This is a genomic window from Corallococcus silvisoli (assembly GCF_009909145.1).
GTDB lineage: Bacteria > Myxococcota > Myxococcia > Myxococcales > Myxococcaceae > Corallococcus > Corallococcus silvisoli.
Genome location: NZ_JAAAPJ010000012.1, coordinates 156,325 through 181,688 on the forward strand (window position 1 = coordinate 156,325; position 25,364 = coordinate 181,688).

General features: G+C 70.9%; 18 protein-coding genes. 13 read left to right on the forward strand and 5 right to left on the reverse strand.

The window, feature by feature from the left end:
* Nucleotides 1-305: 305 nt before the first annotated feature.
* Together GTY96_RS24050 and GTY96_RS24055 are read right to left on the reverse strand one after the other, a co-directional pair.
* Nucleotides 306-2,510, reverse strand: a complete 2,205-nt coding sequence (locus tag GTY96_RS24050; protein WP_161665939.1) for a putative metal-binding motif-containing protein — start codon at nt 2,508-2,510, stop codon at nt 306-308.
* A 73-nt stretch (nt 2,511-2,583) separates the two neighbouring features.
* Nucleotides 2,584-4,989 (reverse strand): endonuclease MutS2, encoded by a 2,406-nt coding sequence (locus GTY96_RS24055; protein ID WP_143905131.1) that lies wholly within the window; start codon nt 4,987-4,989, stop codon nt 2,584-2,586.
* Nucleotides 4,990-5,064: 75 nt separating this feature from the next.
* On the opposite strand from GTY96_RS24055, the gene GTY96_RS24060 reads away from it, so the two are divergent.
* The 5 genes from GTY96_RS24060 to nadD all read left to right on the forward strand — a co-directional run bounded on the left by GTY96_RS24060 (nt 5,065) and on the right by nadD (nt 9,684).
* Nucleotides 5,065-5,793 (forward strand): tetratricopeptide repeat protein, encoded by a 729-nt coding sequence (locus tag GTY96_RS24060; protein WP_143905081.1) that lies wholly within the window; start codon nt 5,065-5,067, stop codon nt 5,791-5,793.
* Nucleotides 5,794-5,860: 67 nt separating this feature from the next.
* Nucleotides 5,861-7,186 (forward strand): adenylate/guanylate cyclase domain-containing protein, encoded by a 1,326-nt coding sequence (locus tag GTY96_RS24065; protein ID WP_143905082.1) that lies wholly within the window; start codon nt 5,861-5,863, stop codon nt 7,184-7,186.
* Between the two features lie 42 nt (nt 7,187-7,228).
* Nucleotides 7,229-8,419 carry an exo-beta-N-acetylmuramidase NamZ family protein gene (locus tag GTY96_RS24070; RefSeq protein WP_143905083.1) on the forward strand — a complete coding sequence of 397 codons (1,191 nt, stop codon included), beginning with the start codon at nt 7,229-7,231 and terminating at the stop codon, nt 8,417-8,419.
* Nucleotides 8,420-8,426: 7 nt separating this feature from the next.
* Nucleotides 8,427-9,101 carry a hypothetical protein gene (locus GTY96_RS24075; RefSeq protein WP_143905084.1) on the forward strand — a complete coding sequence of 225 codons (675 nt, stop codon included), beginning with the start codon at nt 8,427-8,429 and terminating at the stop codon, nt 9,099-9,101.
* Between the two features lie 10 nt (nt 9,102-9,111).
* The gene (nadD, locus tag GTY96_RS24080) at nt 9,112-9,684 is read left to right on the forward strand and encodes a nicotinate (nicotinamide) nucleotide adenylyltransferase (RefSeq protein ID WP_143905085.1); all 573 of its coding nucleotides are present in this window, start codon (nt 9,112-9,114) and stop codon (nt 9,682-9,684) included.
* Here the strand turns inward: nadD and GTY96_RS24085 are convergent.
* Nucleotides 9,681-12,860, reverse strand: coding sequence for a hypothetical protein (locus tag GTY96_RS24085; protein ID WP_235685815.1), 3,180 nt, complete (start codon nt 12,858-12,860; stop codon nt 9,681-9,683). The two genes, nadD and GTY96_RS24085, sit on opposite strands and share 4 nt — an antisense overlap.
* 218 nt (nt 12,861-13,078) lie before the next feature.
* Here GTY96_RS24085 and GTY96_RS24090 point away from each other — a divergent pair, with 218 nt between their 5' ends.
* Nucleotides 13,079-14,401, forward strand: a complete 1,323-nt coding sequence (locus GTY96_RS24090) for a hypothetical protein (RefSeq protein WP_143905087.1) — start codon at nt 13,079-13,081, stop codon at nt 14,399-14,401.
* Nucleotides 14,402-14,447: 46 nt separating this feature from the next.
* Here the strand turns inward: GTY96_RS24090 and GTY96_RS24095 are convergent, their stop codons facing one another.
* Both GTY96_RS24095 and GTY96_RS24100 read right to left on the reverse strand, forming a co-directional pair.
* Complete coding sequence (locus tag GTY96_RS24095) at nt 14,448-15,395, reverse strand: Rossmann-like and DUF2520 domain-containing protein (RefSeq protein ID WP_268903973.1); 948 nt, start codon at nt 15,393-15,395, stop codon at nt 14,448-14,450.
* Nucleotides 15,392-17,962 (reverse strand): AAA family ATPase, encoded by a 2,571-nt coding sequence (locus GTY96_RS24100; RefSeq protein WP_161665941.1) that lies wholly within the window; start codon nt 17,960-17,962, stop codon nt 15,392-15,394. Before GTY96_RS24100 ends, GTY96_RS24095 begins: the two co-directional genes overlap by 4 nt.
* A gap of 216 nt (nt 17,963-18,178) precedes the next feature.
* On the opposite strand from GTY96_RS24100, the gene GTY96_RS24105 reads away from it, so the two are divergent.
* The 7 genes from GTY96_RS24105 to GTY96_RS24135 all read left to right on the forward strand — a co-directional run bounded on the left by GTY96_RS24105 (nt 18,179) and on the right by GTY96_RS24135 (nt 25,359).
* Nucleotides 18,179-18,877 carry a YIP1 family protein gene (locus tag GTY96_RS24105; RefSeq protein WP_143905090.1) on the forward strand — a complete coding sequence of 233 codons (699 nt, stop codon included), beginning with the start codon at nt 18,179-18,181 and terminating at the stop codon, nt 18,875-18,877.
* On the forward strand, nt 18,874-20,199 hold the full coding sequence (locus GTY96_RS24110) for a TolC family protein (RefSeq protein ID WP_143905091.1): 1,326 nt from the start codon (nt 18,874-18,876) through the stop codon (nt 20,197-20,199). Before GTY96_RS24105 ends, GTY96_RS24110 begins: the two co-directional genes overlap by 4 nt.
* Nucleotides 20,196-21,449, forward strand: coding sequence for an efflux RND transporter periplasmic adaptor subunit (locus tag GTY96_RS24115; RefSeq protein ID WP_143905092.1), 1,254 nt, complete (start codon nt 20,196-20,198; stop codon nt 21,447-21,449). The genes GTY96_RS24110 and GTY96_RS24115 overlap by 4 nt, the downstream gene beginning before the upstream one ends.
* The gene (locus GTY96_RS24120; RefSeq protein WP_143905093.1) at nt 21,446-22,204 is read left to right on the forward strand and encodes an ABC transporter ATP-binding protein; all 759 of its coding nucleotides are present in this window, start codon (nt 21,446-21,448) and stop codon (nt 22,202-22,204) included. The genes GTY96_RS24115 and GTY96_RS24120 overlap by 4 nt, the downstream gene beginning before the upstream one ends.
* 74 nt (nt 22,205-22,278) lie before the next feature.
* Nucleotides 22,279-23,439 carry an ABC transporter permease gene (locus GTY96_RS24125; RefSeq protein ID WP_235685835.1) on the forward strand — a complete coding sequence of 387 codons (1,161 nt, stop codon included), beginning with the start codon at nt 22,279-22,281 and terminating at the stop codon, nt 23,437-23,439.
* 4 nt (nt 23,440-23,443) lie between these two features.
* Complete coding sequence (locus GTY96_RS24130; protein ID WP_143905095.1) at nt 23,444-24,673, forward strand: ABC transporter permease; 1,230 nt, start codon at nt 23,444-23,446, stop codon at nt 24,671-24,673.
* Between the two features lie 107 nt (nt 24,674-24,780).
* A complete protein-coding gene (locus GTY96_RS24135; protein ID WP_143905096.1) occupies nt 24,781-25,359 on the forward strand; it encodes a GNAT family N-acetyltransferase in 579 nt (192 codons plus the stop codon).
* The last annotated feature ends 5 nt before the right edge of the window (nt 25,360-25,364 follow it).

The window sequence follows — 25,364 nt, forward strand, 5'->3', positions numbered from 1 at the left end:
GCGGCCCGGGGGCCACGAAATGGCGGGGATGCTGGAGCGTCAGTGGCCTGTGCGCATCATGGATTGTTGACCTGCGGGTTGTCGATGGACAGGCCACGGCCAATGCCACCGGCGGTGCTGGTGCGCTGGATCAGCGATGAGGTGCCAAAACGTAGGGCGCAGGCTCCAGGACACGAAGGCATTGGAGGGGCTGGCCAAATCCAGACCCGGTGTCGTGTCGTGATGCTTCGTTTGTTTGTTATTGATTTCCTGTCATTCCTCCTGGGCATGTTTGCTCGCATGGAGTGGCATGCGAGACACCTTGTTCAGGGGGTGACACAGCCTCCCGTGGCGTTGGGGCTGAGGATGGCGCCTGTTTCCTGCGTGCAATTCTTGACGCTGCGCAGGTGGATGTAGCCCACGCTGCCGCCACCTCCACCGCCGCCGCCCTCGGTGCTTGCGAAATCCTTGATCCCGTCGACACCTCGGCCAGGCGCGGCTGACAACGCACCGCCGCCGCCGCCCTCGCCTCCCGTCGTGTTTCCCTGTGTACCTCCACCGGCGGGAGCGGCCGTGTCCTGCGATCCATTGGCTCCGTTGCTGCCGGCATTGTTGTTACTGGTGCCCGCCTTTCCACCGCCGCCGCCATTGGCGGTGATGCGAGCCGCGGAGGTGAGCGACAACTGGAAGGCTTCCAACACCACACGGCCACCGCTGCCGCCGCCTCCGCCGCCTCCACCCTTGTTGCCGCCCGCCTTACCACCCGTACCGCCGTCACCGCTGGTGGAGATGACCTTGGAGATAGTCAGGGTGCGTGCGACCGAGAGTTGGATGGCACCGCCGCCAGCTCCGCCCTTGCCTGCCTCCGGCTGGGGCGTCGCGCCTCCGCCATTGCCACCCGGGCAGCCGCCCAGCAGCGGTTCCGCCAGCGCGGAGCGGCTGGCGCCCCCGGTGCCCTGGCTCTGACCGTTGTTGTAGCCCCTGCCACCTTCGACGCCCGTGGTGCCATTGGCCGCCCCACCTCCGCCTCCGCCCGTCTTTCCTCCGAAGGTGCCAGCGCCGCCAGCGGACGCACCACACTCCGCGTTTCCATTCAGGATGCTGCCCGTGGCGAGGATGGACTGGCTCACGGTCGCGTCGCCGTAGACGGCCAGGATGACGGGCAGGGGGCCCTTGATCTGCAGTGTCCCATTCAGCTCGAGGGTGCGCACCGGGATGAGCAGGGCAGGCGGATTTCCAGCACCTTGCTGCAGCGTCACGATCTTGAGCGTGGCCCGGGTCGGGACGGAGCTGGCGGGAGTCCAACTGGAGTCGGTGGTGTCGAACGTCACGTTCCCACTGGTCTTGAGCTCACCAATGTCCGCGGCCGCGATGGCATTCGGGTCGAAGTTGAGGGGCCGGTAGGGGAACGGGCTGCACTCGGCGGTCGCCAGGCACACACCCGGGACACCCCCGGAGGTGGTGCACGCCGCGTTGACGTCCACCTCGTAAGCGCACTCAGCGCTCGTCGTGCACACCTGCTTGACCCGGTAGCACGGAGACGGAATACAGGCCGTGGGCGTGCCCACGCAGTGGCCTTGTCCGTCGCAGAGGTCGGGAGTGGTGCACGTCAGCCCGTCCTGGCAAGAGGCCGTATTCGGAAGGGGAGCGAAAGAGCAGAGCCCGGTGGCCGGCTCACAGGTGCCCTGAGTCTCCTTGCACTGTTCGGCGGACTCGCACGTCCGCGGAGTGCCACGGCATGCCCCGTCGTTCCCGCACAGGTCGTTGTTCGTGCACCCGTTGTTGTCGTCACACGGCCTGCCCTCGGTCGACTCGACGGCCTCGCACCGCCCCGTGGCGGGCTTGCACTCCTGTCGCGCGTCGCAGACTCCGCTTGGCTGGGGGCACGACACCGTGCTGGACGGCATGCACTTCGCCGCGAGGCCTACTCCCTCGCAGTGATCCCCCGTCGTGCACGCATTGCCGTCGTCGCACAGCGAGCCCCCGCAGTTGGCCTCCTGGCAGCCCACGCGTTGATTGCAGTTGAGGTCGACGGTGGAGCTACAGGTCTCGACGGCGCCCGGATGGATGGCCGCGTTCGAGTCGTCGCAGTCCGGCTCCCGGTCCCACATGGCACCCACGAGGTGGCCGTCCTGGTCCGCGTCCTCCGCGGCGAGCCGGACGTCCCAGCGGGCGAACGCCTTCGCGGGCACGACCACGGGCGAGCCGCTGGTGTGGCCCTCCACCGCGTCGCCCGTGCACCGGTTCCCGGCGGCCTCCGCGTACGACGACACCGTCACGCTCAGGGCGGTGTCCCACTCCGGCTTGCGGCGCACCGCGACCAGGATCTCGGGCTTGTCGGCGTTCTTGAACTGGGTGGAGGGGATGTCCGTCCCGTCCTGGTGACCGTTCGCGTCTTTCACCTCCACGCGCACGCACGCGGGCTTGAAGGAGCCGTACGCCACGGCCACGCGGATCGCTCCCTCGTCGGGAGCCTTCTCCCCGCAGGAAGCCAGCAGCACCACACATCCCAGCAGGCAGAGCCGATACATGGCGCCGCACTGTACTCAACCCGGCTCGAAAGGAGGGAGGGGGCCGTCCAGACCCCGCCTCCATCCCGTGGCATCAGCCGCGCAGGGACACCACGGTGACGCCATCTCCACCCTCGTGGCTTTCACCCGGGCGGAACATGCGGATGTAGGGCGACGCGGCCAGGTGGTCGCGGATGGCCTGCTTGAGGGCGCCGGTGCCGTGGCCGTGGATGATGAGCGCGGCCTCCTCGCCCTTGCGCAGGCCCTGGTCCAGGAACGTCTCCAGCTCCGCCAGCGCGTCGTCGGCGCGCATGCCGCGCACGTCGCAGCGGAAGTTCGTGGCGTCCACCTGGGCGGGGGCCGCGGAGGCCGCGCGCTTCAGGGCCGCCTCGCCCTTCCGCTGCTCCGGGAACTTCGTCTGCTGCGGCTTGCGGGTGCGCGAGCCGGACAGCTCCGTCGTGGGCACCCGCATCTTCAGCGCGCCGCCCGCGGACACCACCGCCTGGCCCTCGGTCAGCTCCAGGATCTCCACGTCCCGGCCCAGGCCGGAGTGGTGCACCCACGCACCCACCTTGAGGTTCGCGGGCCCCGGGGCCTCCACCTGGAACAGCTCCGCCTTGGCCGCCGCCGCGCGCTTCTGCGCCTCCTCCGCGCGCTGCTGGAGCTGCAGGCGGGCCTCGGAGAGCGCCTTCTCGCTCTGCTCCGAGCGCAGCTTCACGAGCAGGTCGCGCACCTCCTGGGCGGCGTGCTCGCTGGCCAGGTGCACGTCCTCGTTGAACTGCATCATCCGGCCCTTGCGCTCGCGCTCGAAGGCGACCTTCTGCTTCTCCAGGTCCGCCCGCAGCGCCTCCGCTTCCTTCGCCGCGAGCCGCGCCTTCTCCAGCTCCTCGTAGAGCTTGCGCCGGTCATCCTCCGCCGCCGCCAGCGCCTTGGTGAGGGGACCGCCCGCGTTGAGCGACAGCTCCCGCGCGCGCTCGCACACGTTCGAGGGCAGGCCCACCCGCGCCGCCACGTCGATGGCGGACGACTGGCCGGCGGCGCCCATCTGCAGCCGGTACGTGGGCGCCATCCGCTTGGAGTCGAAGCCCACCCGCGCGTTGAGGAAGCGCGGGTCCATGTGCGCCAGCGCCTTGAGCTCCTCCAGGTGCGTCGTCACCAGGACGTACGCCCCCTTGCCCAGCAGCTCCTCCAGCACCGCGATGGCGATGGCCGCGCCCTCGCGCGGATCGGTGTCCGCGGCGATCTCGTCGATGAGCACCAGCGAGTCCGCGCCCACCACCGCCAGGATGTCGCGCAGCAGGGTGACGTGGCCGCTGAACGAGGACAGGCCCTGCGTCAGGTCCTGCGTGTCACCCACGGTCGAATGCACGGAGCGGTACAGCGGCATCCGCGACCCTTCGCCCACCGGGATGGGCAGCCCCGCGCGCAGCATCAGCGCGCACAGGCCCACGCCCGTCAGCGTCACCGTCTTTCCGCCCGCGTTGGGGCCGGAGACCACCAGGGCCCGGGCGCTGTCGGTGAGCGTCACGTCGTTGGACACCACCTCCGAGCCCTTGAGCACCAGGCGCGGGTGGCGCAGCGCGCGCAGCTGCAGCTCCTTCACGTCCACGAACGTGGGCGTCGTGGCGTCCAGGTCCGCGGAGAGGATGGCGATGGCCTCCACCTCGTCCAGCTCCGCGACCGCCTCCAGGCCCTCCAGGATGCGCGAGGACTCGCGGCCCACGAGCTTGCTCAGCTCCTGGAGCACCTTGAGCTCCTCCTCCGCGACCTCCGACTGCGCGATGGCCAGGTCGTTGCCCAGCCCCACCATCGCCTGGGGCTCCATGAAGAGCGTCTGCCCCGTCTGGCTGGCGTTGTGGACGATGCCGTCCACCTCCGAGCGGTAGTTGGACACCACCGGCACCACGTACCGCCCGTTGCGCAGCGTGTAGTAGTTCTCGCGCAGCTTGGGGGTGAAGGACTCGTCGTGGAGCAGCTCGTCCAGGCGCGTCTTGATGCGCCGGTGCAGGCCGCGGGCCCGGTCGCGCGCCTCCTTCAGCTCGGGGCTCGCGCGGTCGGAGATCTCCCCGTCCGGCTCGAAGCACTGATCCAACCGGCGCGCCATCGCCTCCAGGAAGGGCAGGCGCTTGGAGATCTCCACCAGCCGGGGGACTCGCTCCTTGCGCTCGTCCAGCGCCTCGCGGGTGCGCGCGAAGGCGAAGAGCAGCTGGGCCGCGTCGATGAGCTGCCGGGGCTCCAGCACGCCGCCCTTCTCGGCGTGGCCTACCGCGGTGCGCAGGTCCGTCACGCCGCCCAGGGGCAGGGAGAACTGCTGCTGTGACAGGAAGCGCGCCTCGTCCACGAGCGCCAGCGCTTCGGCCACTTCCGCCTCGGTGTCGTGGAAGGGGCGGGCGAGCACTCGCTCCTTGCCTGGCTCCGTGCGGCAGCGCTGCGTCAGCGCGCGGAGCACTTCCGAGTAACCAAGGTCTTCCAACGTCCTTTGGGAAATCTGCACGATCATGGGTTTCATGCGAGGCCGGGTGCCCGTCAAGGGGAAGTATTGAGGTGCCCCACCTGGCTCTGCTATCTGCCATCCATGATGTGGGTTCTCGTGGTGGCGTTGCTGGCGGGCGCCTCCGACGCACCGTCTCCTCCGGTCCTGACGGCGCAGGCGGCCCCCAGCCCGCTGGCGGACGCACTCGCCCTGGAGTCCGCGGGGAATGACGCCGGGGCCCTGGCCGCCCTGGAGCGGCTGGTGCTCACCCAGCCCCGGTGGGAGCTGCCCCGGATGGAGGCCGCGCGGCTGCTGCTCAAGGGAGGCAGCGCCCCGGAGCTGGAGCGCGCCGGGGTCCATCTGGACGCGGCCCTGCGCGAGGCCCCGGACAACCCCCGGGTCCAGTTCCTCCGCGGCCAGCTCCTGGAGGAGCGGGGGGCCACCTTCGACGCCATCCGTGCCTATGAGAAGGCGGTGGAGCTGCGCCCGTCCTACGACGACGCGCGCTTCCGGCTCGCGGGGCTCTGGGCCCAGGCCGGGGACTGGCTCAAGGCGGAGCTGCACTACCGCCCGCTGTCCAAGTCCCGGCCCGCGTGGGTGCAGGTGCGCATGCAGCTGGCGGCGGTGCTGGAGAAGCAGGGGCGGACGCTGGACGCGGAGCGGGAGTTCCTGGCCGCGCGCGACGCCCAGCCCGACAGCCCGGGTGTCCTGAGGACCCTGGCGGCCTTCTACGACCGGACGGCCAGGCCCCAGCTCGCCGCGAAGGTGAGGGCCCAGCTCGCCGCGCCGGAGAAGCGCTCCATGCGGGTGCTCAAACCTTCGAAGCGTTGACAGCGAGCGGGAAGGCGCGGTCGGGAGCGATTGCTTCGCGCGACGCGCTGCATACACTGCGCCGGCCTTGAAGACCGCCAACCTCGCCATCGTCTTCACCGACATCAAGGGCTTCACCGAACGCACCAGTCGGCAGACGCTGGAGGAGAACCAGCGGCTGCTCCAGGTGCATGAGGCGTTGCTCGCGCCGCTGTTCCGGGCCTTCGGTGGACGCATCATCAAATCCATTGGCGACGCGTTCCTCGTCACCTTCGAGTCGCCCACCCAGGCGGTGCTCAGCGGCATCGCCATCCAGGACCGCCTCTGGCACCACAACCGGGCGCTGCTGGAGCAGGACCAGATCCACGTGCGTGTCGCCGTCAACGTGGGCGAGGTGCGGGTGGAGAACAACGACATCTTCGGCGAGCCGGTGAACATCGCGGCCCGCGTGGAGGGCATCACCGACGCGGGCGAGGTCTTCTTCACGGAGGCCGTCTACCTCTCCATGAACAAGGCGGAGGTGCCGTCGCAGGAGGTGGGCGCCTTCGAGCTCAAGGGCATCCCGGGGAAGATCCGCGTCTTCCGCGTGCCGCGCGCGCCCTACCGGGTGGAGGCCCCCTCGCCGGACGCGGTGGTGTCGCCCGTGGACGAGTCCGCGATGCCGCCGTTCGGCAACCTGGCCCTGTCGCGCGTGGCCGACCCGGGGCTGGACCTGGGCGCCCTGGGGCAGCGCGCGGCGGTGGGCGCGGTGGCGGTGGGGCAGCGGGCGGCGATGGGCGCGGTGGCGGTGGGGCAGCGGGCCACGGTGCTGGGGAAGCAGGCGCGCTCCGCGACGGATGCGCTCTGGTCTCGCATGTACGCCCGGCTGCCGCCCGCCATCACTTCGAAGCTGTCGTCGACGGTGGCCGGGTGGGCGGTGAGCGCGGCGCTGGTCCTGGTGCTGGTGGGCGTGTGGCTGCTCGCGGCCGGGGACGGCGCGACCCTGCGCGCCATCCGCGCGGTGGAGGGCACATCCGGCGCGGAGAAGTCCACCCGCGTGGGCGAGGCGCGGCGGCTCATCAAGGACGAGAAGGATCCGGCCCAGCGCCTGTATCTCAGCGGCCGGCTGGAGGAGGCGCAGGGCAACTGGGGCGGCGCGATGAGCTTCTACTCCCAGGCGCTGCGCAAGGACGTGAGCAACGGGGACTCGACGTCCCGGCTCATCTCCCTGCTGAAGCACGAGCAGTGCGGCGTGCGCTCGTCCGCGGCGGAGGTCGTGGCCAGCCTGCGCCTGGAGGCGGCTCGCAGGGCGCTGGAGTCGCTGGCGGACGACGGCGGTCCGAACGACGGGAGCTCCAGCGGCATCCTGGGCCTGAGCACCTGTGACTCGAAGAAGGCGGCCACGAGCGCGCTCAAGCGCCTGGCCGCGAACTGACCTCCCGCGCATATCGTGGGCCACGGGGAGAGGCGAGCGAACGTGACGAAGGTGAAGACGGGACTGGATGTGTGGGCCGCGCAGGGCTTCTCCGCGCTCAAGGGCAAGCGCGTGGGCGCCATCGTCAACCCCACCAGCGTGGACTCGCGCTTCCGCCACCTGGCGGACCTGCTGGCGGGGACGGAGGGCGTGACGCTGGCGGCGCTCTTCGGGCCGGAGCACGGCATCCGGGGCGAGGCCCAGTACATGGTGGCCGTGGACGAGGCGCGCGACCGCAGGACGGGCGTCCCCGTGCACAGCCTCTACGGCTCCACCTTCGAATCGCTCTCCCCGCGCCAGGAGTGGCTGAAGGGGCTGGACGCGCTGGTGTTCGACATCCAGGACGTGGGCAGCCGCTACTACACCTACGTCTACACGATGGCGCTGGCGATGAAGGCCGCCGCCCAGGCCCGCGTGCCCTTCTACGTGCTGGACCGGCCCAACCCGCTGGATGGGGTGTCGCTGGAGGGCAACCTCGTGGGGGATCGCTTCCGCTCCTTCGTGGGCCTGTACGCGCTGCCCAACCGCCACGGCATGACGGCGGGGGAGTTGGCGCGGCTGTTCAACGCGCAGGAGGGCTTCGGCTGTGAGCTGACGGTGGTGCCGTGCGAGGGCTGGACGCGCGACATGCACTGGAGCGACACGGGCCTGCCGTTCCTGCCGCCGTCGCCCAACATGCCCACCGCGGACACGGCGCTCGTGTACCCGGGCATGTGCCTGGGCGAGGGCACCAACGTGTCGGAGGGCCGCGGCACCTGCCGCCCCTTCGAGCAGTTCGGCGCGCCGTGGGTGGACACCGACAAGCTCCTGGCCCGCTTGGAGCGGGAGCGCCTGCCGGGCGTGGCCTTCCGGCCCGTGGGCTTCACCCCCACGTTCGACAAGTACCAGGGGCAGTCGTGCAGCGGGGCGTTCATCCACGTCACGGACCGGCGCGCGTTCCAGCCGCTGCGCACCGGCATCGCCATCTTCCAGGCGCTGCACGACATCGGGCCGGGGCACTTCGACTGGCGGGCGGACGCGTACGAGTTCGTGGAGGACGTGCCCGCGTTCGACCTGCTGTGCGGCACGGACCAGGTGCGCCGCGGCATCGAGCAGGGGTGGAGCCTGGAGCGGATGCTGGAGGGCTTCGAGGTGCAGACGGAGGCCTTCCGCAAGCACCGCGAGCCCGCCCTGCTGTACGCTCCGGGCCGGTGACCTCCACGTGATTGGCGTCTTCTCCGATACGCACGGCGACCTGGGCGCCTTCGACGCGGCCTATGAGCTGTTGCGGGCGAAGGGCGCCCGGCGCTTCCTCTTCACCGGCGCGCGCTACACGGACCTGGATGAATGGGTGCTGTGGCGCAGGCAGAAGAGCCGGGGGGGACGCGAGTACTCCGACGCGGACTTCCTGGCGGACGTGACGCAGTGGCTGGTGGCGCCCCAGGAGGGCCGTCCGCGCACGCCCGTGACCCGCGAAGCCCCCGCGGACCTGGCGTCGGAGGATGACCGGCGGCTGGTGATGGAGCGCTTCGTGCGCGTGCCGGAGCGCGACTCGCTGGCCTACCGGGACCCCACCGTGGCGAACAAGGCCATGGACCTGGTGGGGGACACGCTCTGCTGCGTGGTGCACGACAAGAACGACCTGGTGCGCGACGACCTGCTCAACGCGCTGGTGTTCATCCACGGCAAGGAGCCGGACCCCGCGGTGGTGCAGATTGGTCCGCGCTACTTCGTCACGCCAGGCCGGCTGGTGGGGGCCGCGGAGCAGACGTGCGGCCTGCTGGAGAAGGTGGATCGCAACCTGAGCTTCTCCGCGTTCCGCTTGGATGGACACCTGGTGCTGCCGCCCCGGGTGATCCAGGTCGATTCGCGCTCGACGAAGCTCACCGTCAAATAAGAGGCCCGCCGTGAAGGTCGCGCTGCTCGGAGGCTCGTTCAACCCGCCGCACGTGGGCCACCTGATGGCGGCCTCCTACGTCCATGCGACGCAGGGCGTGGACGCGGTGTGGCTGATGCCCACGTTCCACCATCCGTTCGGCAAGCAGCTGGAGTCCTTCGAGCAGCGCGTGCGCATGTGCGACGCGCTGTGCCAGGAGACGTCCGGCTGGCTCCAGACGAGCCTGGTGGAGCGCGAGGTGGGCGGTGGCGGGCGCACGGTGGACACGCTGGCGTTCCTGGTGGAGCGCCACCCGGACATCCAGTTCTCGCTGATCATCGGCAGCGACATCCTGAGGGACCTGCCGCACTGGAAGGACTTCGACCGCATCCAGCGGATGGCGCGGGTGCTGGTGCTCTACCGCGCGGGCTACCCGGCGCCGGACACGGTGGGGCCGCCGCTGGCGGAGGTGTCCTCCACGCAGGTGCGGGAGCAGCTGGCGCGCGGCATCGAGCCGTCGGAGCTGGTGCCGTCCGCGGTGCTCGCGGTGGCGCGCGAGGCGGGCCTGTTCGGCCTGCGCGTCCCTCGCGCCCAGGCGGACTAGAAGGTCATGCCCACGATGTGCAGGTCGCCGAAGCCGCTCTCGAAGCGGTGCGCGTACTGGTAGAAGAAGGCGAGCGCGTACGCCTGGCCCATGGTGAGCCGCAGCGTAGCCGAGCCGCCCACGGCTCCGTGGTTGGCCCGGTTGTCCGTGCGCGCGATGGCGCCGAAGCCTTCCAGCTCGAACTGGCTGATGAAGAGGGACGGCAGGACCCACAGCGTGGAGGCCCAGCCGTAGTCGATGATGAAGCGGTACCGGTAGCGCGCGTTGGCGATGAGCACGTTGCGCGCGCGGAAGGTGTGGTCCTCGTAACCGCGCAGGTATTCGCTGAAGGCGAGGCCCGGCTGGAGGCGCAGGGGGAGGCCGCCGTCGCTCGTGCTGTCGCGGTTGATGAAGAAGGCCTGTCCCGGGAGCAGGCCGCCCACCTCCAGCAGCCCGTCGGGTGCTCCGGGGAGGGCGCGCCCCGTGACGGAGAGCATGAGGTTGTCCTTGCCGGTGAAGGGCAGACCTCCCAGGTAGCCATCCACGCCCAGCCGTACGTCGCCCACGGTGGCATCGCCCGCGAAGGCCTGCGGGAAGAGGCCACCGCTCACGGACAACCCCAGGCCGCGCTGCGTGCCGCCGTAGGAGGTGCCCTCGCCCGCGAAGTACGAGGCCGCGACCTCCGGGCCAATCAGACGCGTGGTGATGGCCGGACGGCGATCCGTCGCGTCGAACCGGCGGTCCAGCGCGAGCAGGCCGAACGACACGGGCGTCGTCCAGAAGGCGCGCGTGGCGAACGCCGTGGCCTGAAGGTCGGTGCGGTCCGACTCGCGGAGCCGCGCCCCGGAGACCTGGATGTAGAAGGGCGAGAGCTGCGCGTTGCCGTAGGCGAACGACACGCTGGGCTGTTTCTCCTTCGTGTCGTAGGTGAGCGTCAGGGCGTAGGCGTGGAAGCCGAGCCGGTCCTGGCCCGCGATGGAGACGCCCGCCGCGAGGTACGGGTCCTCGTTATCGACGTCGTTGGGGACCGTGTAGAAATAGGGCACCCGGTAGTTCGGGATGAAGAAGCCCTCCAGCGGCGAGTAGGGCTTGTCCGAAAGGACCTCCACCTCGCGGGAGGCGCTGGGCGGGGAAGCCACGGGGGCTTCCAGATCGTGGGCGGGATCCACCGGGAGCGGAGGTGGCGCGACCGGCTCCGGGATGGGAGTCGCGACCTGCGGACCCTGAGTGGAGGCATCCGCCGGAGCCGGGGGCTGACCGGGGAAGGTGGCGAAGTCGTCCTGCGCGTCCGGAGGCGGAGAGGCCGTGCCCTGCGCATACGGGCTGGAGGGCGATGACGTCGCTTCCGGTGGCACCGCCCCCGGTGCTCCCGCGTCCGCGTTGGCGATGGCTGCCCGCGCGCCTGTTCCGGAAGCCATGCCGACAGGCGCACCCGCCACGGAATCGCCTGGAGCGGAGAGGGCCGCATCGAGGGGAGGGGAGACGGGCCTCACGGAGGCGGAGTCGGCACCCGGTGTCCCCGTCGCCGCGACGGCCGTGACGGGCGGCGCGCGCAACGCGGCCAGGGCCTCGGTGAGAGGCGCGCGATCCACGGTGAAGCTCGTGCCGTCGCGGTTGAGGAAGACCACCGAGTCCCCTCCCACGGACGCCACGTCCAGCGTCAGGTGGGGTGCGTCGGTGACGCGCTCGATGCGCCGGGTGGACACGGTCATCACGTGGACCTGGAGCCGGCCCTCGGACTCGCGCAGGAAGGCCAGGTGGTCCGCGTCCAGCCACCGGGGCGAGTAGTTGAAGAGCCCGTCGCGCGTGAGCCAGCGCAGGGAGCCGTCCGGCTCGCGCAGCACCAGGTCCCAGCCCTCCGTGCCCTCCATCGGGAACACCCACTGCCCGCCATCCGGCGAGGACGCGGGGGGGCCCAAGGCCGTGTGCGCCCGGAAGTCCGTCAGCCGCTCGCGCTGGCCGGACTCCAGGTCCAGCCGCACGAGGTTCGCCACGTCGCCGCGCACCTCCACGAACACGTAGCCCCGGCCGTCCTCGGTGACATCGCCGCCCATGCCCTCCAGCCCGTCCCACAGCCGCACGACGTCACCGGTGCGCGCGTCCACCCGCCACAGCTTCGCCGTGTAGCTGCCCACCGAGTCCACGTCCGCGCTGACCAGGTACAGCCACGCGCCGTCGCGGCTGAACGTCATGCCGCTGACGAGCGAGGGGCTGGCCACCACCCACCGGCGCCCTGGGAACAGCTGCACCAGCGCGCGGCTGAAGCGCTCGCGCCCGTCGCGGTCGCGCACGGTGAGCCGGGTGATCTGTTCGCGCCCCACGCTCAGCAGCGCCGTGCTGCCGTCCTGGGGGTTGGCCGCGAGCCTCGCGAAGTAGCCCGCGTCCGGCACGAGCACCGCTTGCGTCGCGGGGCGCTCCCGCACCTGGAGGTTCTTCTGGAGGCTCTCCTCGTACTCGCTGAACAGCGACCCGATGTCCTTGCCGTATACGCGCTTGAACCGCAGCGTCACCGCGATGGGCGGGAAGAGCGAGCTGCCCTGTTCGTCCACCAGCTTCCACAGGCGCTTCTCGCCGTATGTCCGGGCCAGATACTCCACGAAGTGCATGCCGCTCAGGTAGTTGCCGCCAAACGGATCCAGCGCGCGGTTCTCCGGAGACAGGTAGCCCGCGTTGAGCTCGCCGCGCTTGGCCTGCACCGCCCCTTCCCACCAGCCGCGCCACACCGGGCTGTAGGGCCTGCCGGTGGCCTTGCCCAGCCGGCCCTCGTAGTAGGTGGCCAGGCCTTCCAGGAACCAGGACTCGGTGAAGATGTTGGGCTGGAAGAGGCCGCCCGTCACCAGGTTGAGCGCGCTCCACACCCCGCCCACCTGCTGCATCTGCACGTAGTGGACGGACTCGTGACATGCGACGTCGCCGATGTCCGTCTCACCCAACCCCAGGAGGTTGAACTGCTCCAGCGTCATGTGCTGCGGCAGCACCATCTGCTGCGGCGTGCTGGCGAACTCCGACTGGACGTAGGCGTTGTTGAAGTCCGCGCTCGTCAGGTAGACGAGGACCCGCTTGCGCTCGGTCTGGCTCCACGCGTCGGAGCGCAGCCGGTCCACGCAGGACTCCATCCGGGCCGCCACCCGCAGCGCCGTCGTGCGCAGGTGGACCGGGTAGTACAGCTCCATCGACCGGGTCGTCAGCTTGTGCATCTCGTCGCGGGCGAACGAGGCCTGGACGTTTTGCGGAAAACGGGGTGCGACGAAAGCACACCCGGATGTCAGCAGGAGGAGACAAGCGAGGATGGCGGGCTGGCGGGCAGGCCCGCGAGAGGCTGACATGGCGGAGCATCCTACCGACCACAATTCGTAGTCACGAACGCGATTTTCACGGTAAGGGATCGCGTCGCTTTCTCACAGGAACCTTTCACATGTCCGAACCCGCCGAGCCCCAGGCGCTTCCCGTCCCGCAGCATGTCCACAACGCGCAGCTCCAGATCGCCGCCGCGCTGGAGAAGGCCGAAGGCAAGCCGGTCGACCTGGTGAAGGCGCCGTGGGCGGACGTGGAGAAGTCGGTCATCCAGCTGCTGGGCGGCAAGTTCGACCCGAACAACCCGAACCACCAGGGCGCGGCGTTGGGGCTCGCGGGTGGCTTCGCGCTGCGTCTCATCACGGAGCACCAGGCATTCTGGTTCCCCAACCGGGACTCGCCCGAGGGCGCCTCGCTGGGCTTCCCCCAGGCGATCATCATGCTGTCCCCGTTCGGGGCGGTGATGGACGCGCTGGCGCAGGGCAAGTTGACGCGCCTGGACGACCTGGCCAGCGACATCCGCCGTTCGCTGGGGCAGGTGCGCTTTGGCACCAACCCCGCGCAGGCCCTGGGCGGGCAGCCGCAGCAGCTGGCGCCGCAGGACTACCAGCGCCTGTTCGACCCGGGCTTCCTCCAGTTCATCGTGGTGGATTCGGCCAAGGCGAAGCAGACGCTGGAGTCGAAGACGGACGCGCTCGCCCGCGACGTGCGTGACGCGCTGGGCCGCACCCAGCCGCCGCTGCCGCCGGAAGCGCGCCAGCAGTTCGAGGGGCAGATCGTCACGTCGCTGCAGCGCATGGAGCAGGGCAAGACGCTGGCGGAGCAGGCCGAGCGCGCGCCCCGGCTCGCGGAGCTGATGACGCACCTGGTGGCCACGGTGGGGGGCACGGGCTCCGCGCCGGAGGAGTTCTGGCACGACGTGGTGCTGCCGCTGCTCTTCATCGGCACGCCCGCGAGCTTCCCGCCGCTGGACGACGAGGAACTGGAGGCGTTCAAGCAGGGCGCGGATCCGCTGGCGCTCTTCGTGGACGTGGTGCCGCACTCGCACCGCGCGCCGGATGAGGGGCTGCTGGGCGCGTTCGAAATGTCGGAGATCGGCCTGGTGCACCCGGCCTTCCAGAAGGTCGGCGCGCTGCGCCTCATCCGCATCAACCCGGACCGGCTGAAGCCGCTGCTGGAGAAGTACGACCCGAACGCGACCATGGACGCGGTGCAGCGCTTCACCGCGCACGTGGCCCAGGCGGCGGGCCAGCCGGCCGCGGAGTCCCCGCAGGGCAAGGAGATGCTCCAGGCGGCGCTGACGCTGCTGGCGGACCTGAAGCGCTCCGTGTCGGTGCCGGGCGACGTCTGCCTGCGCCGCCTCACCGAGGCCGAGGCCGCGTCCGAGCAGGCCCTGGCCATCGTGCGCCGCGCCCTCCAGAGCCCGCGCATCATCCTCACCTAGTCGGGTGGGAGGGGCGCGCGTCCGGGGTCCCCCGGGACGCGCGCCGTCACTGCTCTTCGAGCAGGGCTTCCAGCGCGGCGCGCGGCTCCGGACGCAGTCGGTCCGCCGCGAGCCGCAGGGCCCGCCGCGAGAGCCGTGCGTAGAGCGGAGCGATGTCCGCGGGCAGCGCCGCCAGGTGCGCCGCCACGACGCCCGCGTCGCCCCGGACGATGGGGCCGGTGAGTCCGCCTGAGAGGCCGCGCGCCTCGATGCCTCGGAGGGCTGAGCGCATCAGGGGCAGCAGCGCCTTCAATGCCGCCTCTGGTTCGATTCCCGCGGCGCCCAGCGCGCCCACCGCCGCGTCCGCCAGCGCCACGAGTCCACCGGCGCTGAGCACCGCGCCCGCGTGGTAGGCGGCCCGGTGTCGCTCCGGGACGTCGAACATCGCGAAGCCCACGTCCTCCGCCATGCGCTGGAGCAGGGCGCGCAGGGCAGGGGAGCGCGTGCTGATGGCGGCCGTGTGGCCCGCGAGCGAATCCCGCGCGGAGGACACGGCGCAGAGCGGGTGGAAGGAGCCCACCGCTCGGCCTCGCTGTGTCTCGAGGGCGGAGAGGGGCAGGGCGCCCGCGGTGTGCACCAGCGCCACCGAGCGCGGCAGCTCCTGGGACAGCGCCTGGGAGACGGAGGGCACCACCGCGTCCGGAACGCACAGCACGCAGACGCGGGCCTTCTCCAGGTCCGCCAGGGTCGCGGGCTTCAGCCCCAGGGCCCGAGTGCGCTCCCGGCCCGCGTCGTCGCGCGAGTACACGCGCACGGGCCAGCGCTTCGCCTGGAGCGCCAGGGCGAGCGCGCCGCCCAGACGTCCCGCGCCGACGATGACGACCCGGGCACGCCGCGCCTTCGCGGGCGAAGCCGGAGTGCTCCGCCTGGACTCGCTGCGCGGAGCCCCCTTCGAGCGCGGTACGGAGCGCTTGCCCCCGCTCGGTGCGCCCCGGCCTCGCCGCGCCGCCGTCAGGCGGCGTCCCGAGCGAACTGAAGCTGTCCGGCCTGCACTGCGATGCGCACGCGGTCACCCGCGCCAAACTCGCCAGAGAGGATGCGCTCCGCCAGGGGGCCTTCCACCAGCCGCTGGACCACCTGGCGCATCGGCCGCGCGCCCAGCAGCGGGTCGAAACCGCCGGACTTCAGCAGGTGGCCCACCACGTCCGTGCCCGCCGTGTAGACGATGCCGCGCTCCGTCGCGAGCCGCTTGCTGCTCTCCGCCAGGATGAGCGTGGCGATCTTCGCCACCTCCTGCTCCGCCAGAGGACGGAACGGCAGCCGCTCGTCGATGCGGTTCCACAGCTCCGGGGGCAGCGCCTTGCGGGCCGTGTCCGCCGCCAGGTCCAGCGCGTTCCCCGCCGCCGCATCCGCAGCGCCGAAGCCCACCGCTCGGCCCGTGCGCGAGAACGCCTCCGCGCCCAGGTTCGTGGTCATCACGATGACCGTGTTGGAGAAGTCGATGTGCCGGCCCTTGCCGTCCGTCAGCCGGCCCTCCTCCAGGACCTGGAGCAGCAGCATCTGCACCTCGCGGTGCGCCTTCTCGATCTCGTCCAGCACCACCACGGACGACGGCCGTCGGCGCACCGGCTCCGTGAGCTGACCACCCTCGCCGAAGCCCACGTAGCCCGCGGGCGAACCAATGAGGCGCGACACACCGTGGGACTCGGACATCTCGCTCATGTCCAGCCGCACCAGCGCGTCCCGGTTGCCGAACAGCACCTCCGCCAGCGCCCGCGCCATCTCCGTCTTGCCCACGCCCGTGGGGCCCAGGAAGAGGAAGCTGCCCATGGGCCGGCGCGAACTGAAGCCCGCGTAGTTGCGGCGGATGACCCGCGCGATGCGGCCCACCGCGTCCGCGTGCCCAATCACGCGCTCCGCGAGGTCATTCTCCAGCCGGAGCAGCCGCGCGGAGTCGTTCATCAACAGGCGCTCTTCCGGCACGCCCGCCAGCTTCGCCACCACGCGCGCCACATCCGCCGCGTCCACCCGGTGCTTGCCCTCGCGGTGGCAGCGGCTGCCCGCCAGGTCCACCACGCTGATGGCCTTGTCCGGCATGAACCGGTCCGTCACGTAGCGGCTCGCCAGTGACGCGGCCGCCTCCAGCGCCTCCGGCAGGTAGCGCAGCGCGTGGTGCTCCTCGTAGCGCCCGATGATGCCCTGGAGGATCTGCACCGTCTCCGGCACCGACGGCTCGTTCACCACCACCGCCGTGAAGCGGCGCTCCAGCGCGGGATCCGCGGCGATGAACTTGCGGTACTCGTCATGCGTCGTCGCCCCGATGCAGGGGAACTCGCCGCGCGCCATCGCCGTCTTCAGCTCGTTGGCCGCGTCCTGCGGCCCGTCGCCCGTGGAGCCCGCGCCCACCAGCGTGTGGATCTCATCGATGAACACCACCACGCGGCCCTCGGCCCGCCGCACCTCGTCCTTCAGGGCGTTGAGCTTCTCGGAGAAGGAGCCGCGCAGCTGCGTGCCCGCCACCAGCGTGGCCATGTCCAGCTCGACGAGGATCTTCTCCGCCAGCGTCCCCCGGAGGCCCAGCAGCCGCTGCGCCACGCCCTCCACCACCGCCGTCTTGCCCACGCCGGGCTCGCCCAGGAGGCACGGGTTGTTGGTGCGGCGCTTGCCCAGGATGTCGATGACCTCCTCGACCTCGCGCGCGCGGCCCACCACCGGGTCCAGCTTCCCCTCTCTCGCCGCCTGGCTGAGGTTGCGCCCCAGCGACGTGAGCATCGGATACGCCTTGGGATCCAGCGCCAGGCCCTGTCCCTTGGCTTGCGCGGGGGGCGGCGCCGCGGGCCGGGCCACGGGCGCGGGCGGCGCGGCGGGGGGCGGCACCGCTCGGGCGACCGGGGCCGCGGGGGCGGGCGGCGCCATCCGGGGCATCGGCGGGACTTCAGGCTCGGAGGGGGCCTCCGCCGTGTTCAGGTCCTCGTCCACGTCGATGAGGTCGCGCGGCGACAGCGCGGGCGTCATGCGCGCGGCCGGCGGCGGCACCGTCACCGGGGGCGTCGCCACGGGCGCCGGGCGCGGCACGCTCAGCGCGAACGTGGAGGAGGGGAGGGGCGACGGCGGCGCGCCCACCGGGCGGCTCACCGGGGCGCGCGTGGCCACCGCCTGGCCATAGCCGGGCTGGAGCCTCCGCGGCAGCCCGCCGCTCGTGGAGTAGGCGAGGGCCGTGTTGGACAGGGAGATGAGGTCCAGCCCCGTCCGCCCCAGCAGGTCGCTCGCGGCGCAGCGCTTGCGGATGATGGCGATGAGCAGATGCAGGCAGTCCGCCTCGCCCGCACGGAAGGTGCTGGCCAGCTCCCGTGCGCGCGCGGTCAACTCCTGCACCACGTTGCCCGTCTCCGCGGGGGCCTCCGTGATGAGCTGCAGCAGCGCGTCCTCGTCCACCCCCTTCTCCTTCAGGAGGAGCTGGGCGCGGTTCTCCACCGTGAAGAGCGCGAGCAGCACATGGGCCGACGTGGGCTTCTGGGCGACGCTGCGGGCGATGTCATGCGCCTCATGGAGAACCTGGGCGAGATCCGTGCTGTCGACCATTCATGCTCCGGCAAGCGTGCAGCCGAGCGGAATACACCGTCCGGCGCCCCACCGCAAAATTTAGGCTACAGACCGCTACAGGATGGGTGCAAGGCGCGATAAACCACGGGTCGCGGCCGGATTTCGATTGGCTGCCTGCCCCTTTACCGACTCAATTCAAGGGACCGGGCAATCACTCCGGGAGGGCTGCGTAATTCGCCCAGAGACCCCATCCCTATGACCTCCCTTGCACAACCGGCTCGCGTCTTCGTGGACCCCCTCGGGGCCACGCGCAGCGCCGTCGAGGCCCGGCGCTGGCTGTGGCCGCTCCTCATCCTCGCCTTCTGTGTCGCCGCTTCCGGCACCGTTTACGCACTGCGCTGGGATGCCACCGCCTCCATCGTGGGGGCCCTGCCGACGGAGCCGGGCGCGCCCAGCGTGTCCGAGTCCGACATCGCCGAGCAGATCCAGACCGCCTCACGCAAGGCGCTGGTGGGCGGCATCGCCAAGGGGCTGTTCGCCATGCCCCTGATGGTGCTGCTCCTGGCCTGCGCCCTCTGGGTGGTGGCCTGGCTCTTCAACAAGCCGGCGGCCTTCGGGCAGTTGATGGCGGCCGCCGCGGTGGCGCTGCTGCCCATCGCGCTGTACCACCTCATCTACGCGGTGTGCGCGGGCTATCAGCACTCGCTCACCGACCTGCGCTCGGAGCGGCTCGTGCCCTCCAGCCTCGCCCTCCTGGACGGGCTGACGCCGAAGATGCAGCGCGTCCTGAAGGGCGTGGACTTCTTCAACCTCTGGAGCGTGGGCCTCCTGGGCGTGGGCTTCTCCACCGCCACCGGGATGCGCCTGGGCCGCTCGCTGCTGCTCACACTGGTGCTCTACGCCATGTTCGTCGGAATCTTCTTCATCGGCATCCCCGCCGGGGGTGGCCAGTGAGCGCCTTCCTCGTCGTCGCGACGCTCCTCACCGCCACGCCCATCACGCTGGAGGAGACGCGCGCGCTGGGCCGCCAGAACACCCAGGCCCTCCAGGCCGCGCTGGACGTCGCCGTGGCGCAGGAAGACCGGCGGGTGGCGCGCTCCGGCCTCCTGCCCCAGGTCCAGCTCAACCTGGGCCCCAGCCTCGACTATCTGGGCCGCCGTCGGCAGGTCGTCACCATCCCCATCTCCGACTCGGAGGTCCTCACGCGCGAAGTGGTGGGCTCCTCCAACACGGCGGACAGCTACTTCGCGTCCCTGGGCCTGACGCAGGTCATCTACAACCGGGGCCTCTGGAAGCAGCTGGAGCAGGCGGGCGTCACGCTGGACGCCACGCGCAACCAGTCGCTGGAGGAGGCGGACACCTCCGAGCTGGAGGCCATCCGGCGCTTCTTCACGCTCTTCCTGTCACAGGCCTCGCTGGACGTGCTCAACGCCACCGCGAAGCGCAGCGAGGAGCAGCTGGAGCGCGCGCACGCCCTCTTCATGGCGGGCCGCGTGGGCAAGACCGAGGAGATCGCCGCGCAGGTCAACCTGGGCAACGATCGCATCAACGTCGTGCAGCGGCAGAACCAGCTGGTGGCGGATCAGGTGCAGCTGGCCGTGTGGCTGGCCCGCCCCGGCACCGAGCTGCTCCAGGCGGTGGACCCCGGCGTCCTCCAGCAGGAGCCGCCTCCCGCGCCCGCCCTGGATGACGCGCTCAAGCAGGCCCGCGAGCACCGCGCCCTGTTGAAGGCGCTCCAGCAGCGTGTCCGTGTGGCGGAGCTCCAGCGGGCCATCGTGCAGGGGGACTACATCCCGCGCGTGGGGCTGTCCGCTCGGTACTCGCACACCAGCCAGGACCTGGGGCCGTTCTTCAGCGAGGCCCGCTACGGCAACACGTTCAACGGCGGCATCACCTTGACCTGGGACCTGTTCAACGGGTTCGCCACCGACGCGCAGTCCGCGCGGGCCGAGGTCAACATCCGCAAGGCGGAGCTGACGTTCGCCCAGACGGCGCGAGAGCTGGAGGCGGAGGTGCGCCGAGCCCACGCGGTGCTGGAAGGGCAGATCGCCGCCGCGAAGCTGTCGACCGCGAACCGCGCGGTCGCCCAGCAGGGCCTGCAACTGGCGGAGGAGCGCTTCCGCGCGGGGGCCGGCTCCACGCTGGATGTCCGTGACGCACAGCTCAAGTTGACCCAGTCGGAGCTGGTGTTGCTCCAGAGCCGCATCGATGTCGAAATCGCCCGCTATGCCCTGTACCGGGCCATGGGCACGCTGAACCCGGGAGACTCACAATGACGTGGTGGAAGGCGGCAATCGCCGGCGCGCTGTTGCTCGGCGCGGCGGCCATCACCGTGGGCGGTCTGCGCGACCGGCCGCCCCCGACGCAGGAAGTCCAGTTGGCCAAGGCCCGCAAGGGCACCATCACCCGCACCATCACGGGCGCGGGCAAGGTGCAGGCGGCCACCACGGTGAAGATCTCCTCCAACCTGTCCGGCGACCTCGTCGCCCTCAAGGTGAAGGACGGAGACCCTGTCACCAAGGGGCAGGTGCTGGGGCAGATCGACAAGCGCTACTACGAGGCGGCCGTGAAGCAGGCCACCGCGTCCCGCGACGCGGCCCGCGCCGAGGTGCAGGTGTCCGACGTGGACGTCGTGCGCCAGCGCGCGGAGCTCGTCCGGGTGAAGGGGCTCGCGGAGAAGGGGCTCGCCTCCGCCGCGGAGGTGGAGCAGGCCAAGGCCGTGACGGACACGTCCGAGGCGCGCCTCGCCGCCGCCAAGCAGCGCGTGGCCCAGAGCAGCGCCGTGCTGGACCAGGCGACGACGGACCTGTCGCGCACCACGCTGCTGTCGCCCATCGACGGCAACGTCATCGAGCTGTCACGTGAAGTGGGCGAGCGCGTGCGTGGCTCCGACTTCTCCGAGGACGTGGTGATGACCATCGCCGCGCTCAACCAGATGGAGGTGAAGTTCGAGGTGGGTGAGCACGAGGTCGTGCACCTGAAGTACGGCCAGCCCGCGGAGGTGACGCTGGACGCGCTGGAGGGGCAGTCCTTCAACGGCACGGTGGTGGAGATCGCCCAGAAGGCCACCATCAAGAACCCGGGCACGGAGGCGGAGGTGACCAGCTTCCCCATCACGGTCGCCCTGGAGGCGCGTCCCCCGGGCGTGCTGCCCGGCATGAGCGCCGAGGCGCGCATCAGCGCGGAGACGCACAACGACGCGGTGCTCGTGCCCATCCAGGCCGTCACGGTGCGCTCCGAGCGCACGCTGCCGGACTACCAGGCGCCGGTGGAGGGCACGTCCCTCACCGCCAAGCGCCGCACGGAGACGCTGGCCAAGGTCGTCTTCGTCGTGGACAACGACAACAAGGCGCAGGTGCGCCGCGTGCGGACCGGCATCGCGTCCGACACGGAGCTGGAAGTGCTGGAGGGACTCCAGCCGGGTGACCGCGTGGTGGAGGGCCCCTACCGCACGCTGTCCAAGGAGCTGTCCAACGGGGACGCGGTGCGCGAGCCGGAGAAGGCCTCGGCGAAGGGCAAGTCGTGACGACGTCCCCTGCACCGGGCTCGGCCCCCCTCATCCAGGTGGAGGGCCTCACGCGGGCCTTCTTCGTGGGCGGCGAGGAGGTGCGCGCGCTGCGCGGCGTGTCCTTCGGCATCCACCGGGGTGAGTGGGTGGCGATCATCGGCCAGTCGGGCTCCGGCAAGAGTACGCTGATGAACGTGCTGGGGTGCCTGGATACGCCCACGAGCGGCCGCTACATGCTCAACGGCAAGGACGTGTCGCGCATGGACGACGACGACCTCGCCGTCATCCGCAACGTGGAGATCGGCTTCATCTTCCAGACGTTCCAGCTGCTGCCCCGGGAGACGGCGCTCGCCAACGTGGAGCTGCCGCTGGTGTACCGGGGGATGGGCGCGAAGGAGCGGCGCGAGCGCGCGAAGGCGGCGCTCGACAAGGTGCAGCTCACGCACCGCATGCACCACCGGCCCAATGAGCTGTCGGGCGGTCAGCGCCAGCGCGTGGCCATCGCGCGGGCGCTGGTGTCGGAGCCGTCCATGCTGCTGGCGGACGAGCCCACGGGCAACCTGGACTCGGCCACGGGCGAGGAGATCGTCAAGCTCTTCGAGCAGCTGCACAAGGCGGGACACACGCTGGTGCTCGTCACGCACGAGCCCAAACTGGCCGCTCGCTGTCCGCGCGCCATCCGCTTGAGCGACGGAGAGATCGTCGCGGATGGTCCCGGTCCCGAGGTCGCGCTCGCGGGGTCGGGGCTGGTGCCCCAGGCGGGGACCGCGTGAAGTTTCAGAAGGGCTTCCGCGTGGACGTGCTGGAGGGAGCCCGCATCGCGGTGTTCTCCCTCCGGGCGAACCGGATGCGCACGGTGCTCACCACCCTGGGCATTGGCATCGGCGTGGCGACGCTCCTGGCCATCGTGGGCATCATCCAGGGGCTCAACACGTCGTTCCACAAGCAGCTGGACTCGCTGGGGGCCAACACCCTCTACGTGTCCAAGTTCCCCTGGATGATCAAGGGCAACTGGTGGGCGTTCCGCAACCGGAAGAACCTCACGCTGGAGCAGGTGTCACAGCTGCGCGGGCAGGCGGACTTCATCACCGCCATCTCGCCAGCGGTGATGCGCACGTCGGACGTGGCGCACGGCGCCTTCCAGGTGTCCAACGTGCGCGTCAACGGCGTGTGGAGCGACTACCTCGCCATCGGCAACTACGAGGTGGTGTCGGGGCGCTTCCTCACCCGCGCGGATGAAGAGGTGAACCGGGCGGTGACGGTGCTGGGCGCGGACGTGGCCGCCACGCTCTTTCCCAGCATCAGCCCCCTGGGGCAGACGGTGCGCATCGACGGGCGGCCCTTCCAGGTGGTGGGCACCCTGGGCCGCAAGGGCAAGGTCGTGGCGGAGAACATGGACCTGTCCGTGTTCATGCCCTTCAAGACCTTCAACTCCAGCTTCGGCAAGGGCCGGCCCATGCAGATCGCCATCGCCGTGGCGGACGCCGGGCAGGTCCAGAAGGCGGAGGACCAGCTGGTGGGCATCCTCCGGCGCATCCGCGCGACGCCGCCGGGCCAGCCGGACGACTTCTCCATCAACCGGCCGGACACGCTCGCGGCGACCTATGAGCAGCTCACCGGAGCGCTCTACGCGGTGGCCACGGGCGTGGGGTTGATCACCTTGCTCGTGGGCGGCATCGGCATCATGAACATCATGCTGGTGTCGGTGCGGGAGCGGACGCGGGAGATCGGCGTGCGGCGGGCCCTGGGGGCACGCCAGCGCACCATCGTGCTCCAGTTCCTGATGGAGGCCTCCAGCGTGTCCGCGGTGGGGGGCCTTCTGGGGACGACCGTGGGGCTGGGGACGGCGAAGATCGTGTCGCTGGTGACTCCCCTGGCGGCGGACGTGCGGCCGGGCACGGTGGTGGGCGGGGTGGCGTTCGCGGCGCTGGTAGGCCTGCTGTTCGGCATCTGGCCGGCCGCGCGTGCGGCGCGGCTGGACCCGGTGGAAGCGCTCCGCTACGAATAGGGCCATGCGGGCCTTCCTGGACAACCTGCGGCTGGCGCTGGGAACGTTCCTGGGCAACCCGCTGCGCTCGCTCCTGACGTTGGTGGGCATCGTGATTGGCGTGGCCACCGTCATCACGATGATGGCCCTCATCGAAGGCCTGCGCGAGCGCGTGAACCGGGACCTGGGCAGCCTGGGCGCGCACACCTTCGAGGTGACGAAGTGGCCCAGCGGCTTTGGCCGCATCAACTGGGCGAAGTACGCGAAGCGCCAGGACCTGCACGGCGAGGACGTGAAGGCCATCCTGGAGTCCTGTCCCTCCGTGGGCTCGGCGACGCCCACGTCGCAGGAGTGGGGCAAGAAGCTGACCACGGCCTGGCGGGAGACGAACGCGTCGGTGAGCATCGTGGGCACGGAGCCCACGTTCCTGGAGACGAGCGGCGTGAGCGTCACGAACGGCCGCTTCTTCAACGAGACGGAGACGCTGGACGGCCGCCCGGTGGTGGTGATTGGCGTGGACGTGGCGGACGTGCTCTTTCCGGGCATGGACCCGGTGGGCTCCGAGCTGCGGCTTCAGGGCCGGCCGTTCCAGGTCATCGGCGTGCTCCAGAAGCGCGGCAGCGTGATGGGCATGGCCAGCCAGGACAACCAGGCCATCGTCCCGATGCGCGCGTTCCAGCAGTTCTACGGCAGCCGCCGCTCGGTGGAGATCGACATCCAGGCGCGCGACGGCGGCTCGTTCCAGAAGGCGCAGGACGAGGTGGTGAACCTGCTGCGCCGCCGGAGGGGCCTGACGCCACAGGAGGCCAACGACTTCGAGGTGCACACCAACGAGTCGATGACGGCGTCCTTCAACGAGCTCTCGCAGGTCATCGCGCTGGCGGGCGTGGGCGTGTGCCTGCTGTCGCTGGTGGTGGGCGGCATCGGCATCTTGAACATCATGCTGATGTCGGTGACGGAGCGGACGCGGGAGATTGGAATCCGCAAGGCGCTGGGGGCGCGGCGCCGCCGCATCCTGGGGCAGTTCGCCACGGAGGCGGTGCTGCTGTCGCTCGTGGGCGGAGTGCTGGGGCTGGGGCTCGGCTTCGGGTTCGTGTTCCTGGGCAAGTGGGTGCTGCTGTTCCCCATGAACGTTCCCGCGTGGGCGGTGGCGCTGTCCCTGGGCATGAGCTGTGGCGTGGGGCTGCTGTTCGGCATCTATCCGGCGGCACGCGCGGCGAAGCTGGACCCGGTGGAGGCGATGCGCGCGGAGTAGGGGGCGGGTGGGGCGAGTCGCGGTGAGGCGCGTACGCTGGGACGGTGGCGGCCGTCCCGCGTGGCCGCTAGGGTGACGCGGTCCCTTCGCCCTGGGGCTTCCTTCGCATGACCCTGTCCTACGTCACGTTGCCGCTGCCCGTCGTCCCCGCGCCGTTCCGCGTGCGCCTCCTCGGCCTGGACTCCGTGGAGGGCCTGAGCGCGGTGTACGCCGAGCCCGAGGTCGCCCGGAGCCTCAACTACGCGGTGCCCCTGCGCGCGGAGACGATCCGTCAGAAGCTGACGCGCGACGTGGAGGCGATGCACCGGGGCGAGGGCCTTCGCTGGGTGCTCTCGCGGGGCGAGGACGCGACGCCCGTGGGCTACCTGTGCCTGTTCAACTGGAGCGTGAAGGACCGCCGCGCGGAGGTGGGCTACATGCTGGCCCGCGCCCTGTGGGGACAGAGCGTGATGAAGCTCCTGCTGCCTGAGCTGCTGCGCTTTGGCTTCGAGCAGATGGGGCTGCACCGCATGGAGGCCATGGTGGCGGTGCACAACACGGCGTCCCTGCGGGTGCTGACGCGCGCGGGCTTCCAGCAGGAAGGCGTGCTCCGCGGGCACCATGCCCGCGCGAACGGCGAGGGCTTCATCGACATGTTCGTGTTGTCGATGCTCGAGGAGGAGTGGCGCGCGGCGGCCGCGGAGTAGGTCGC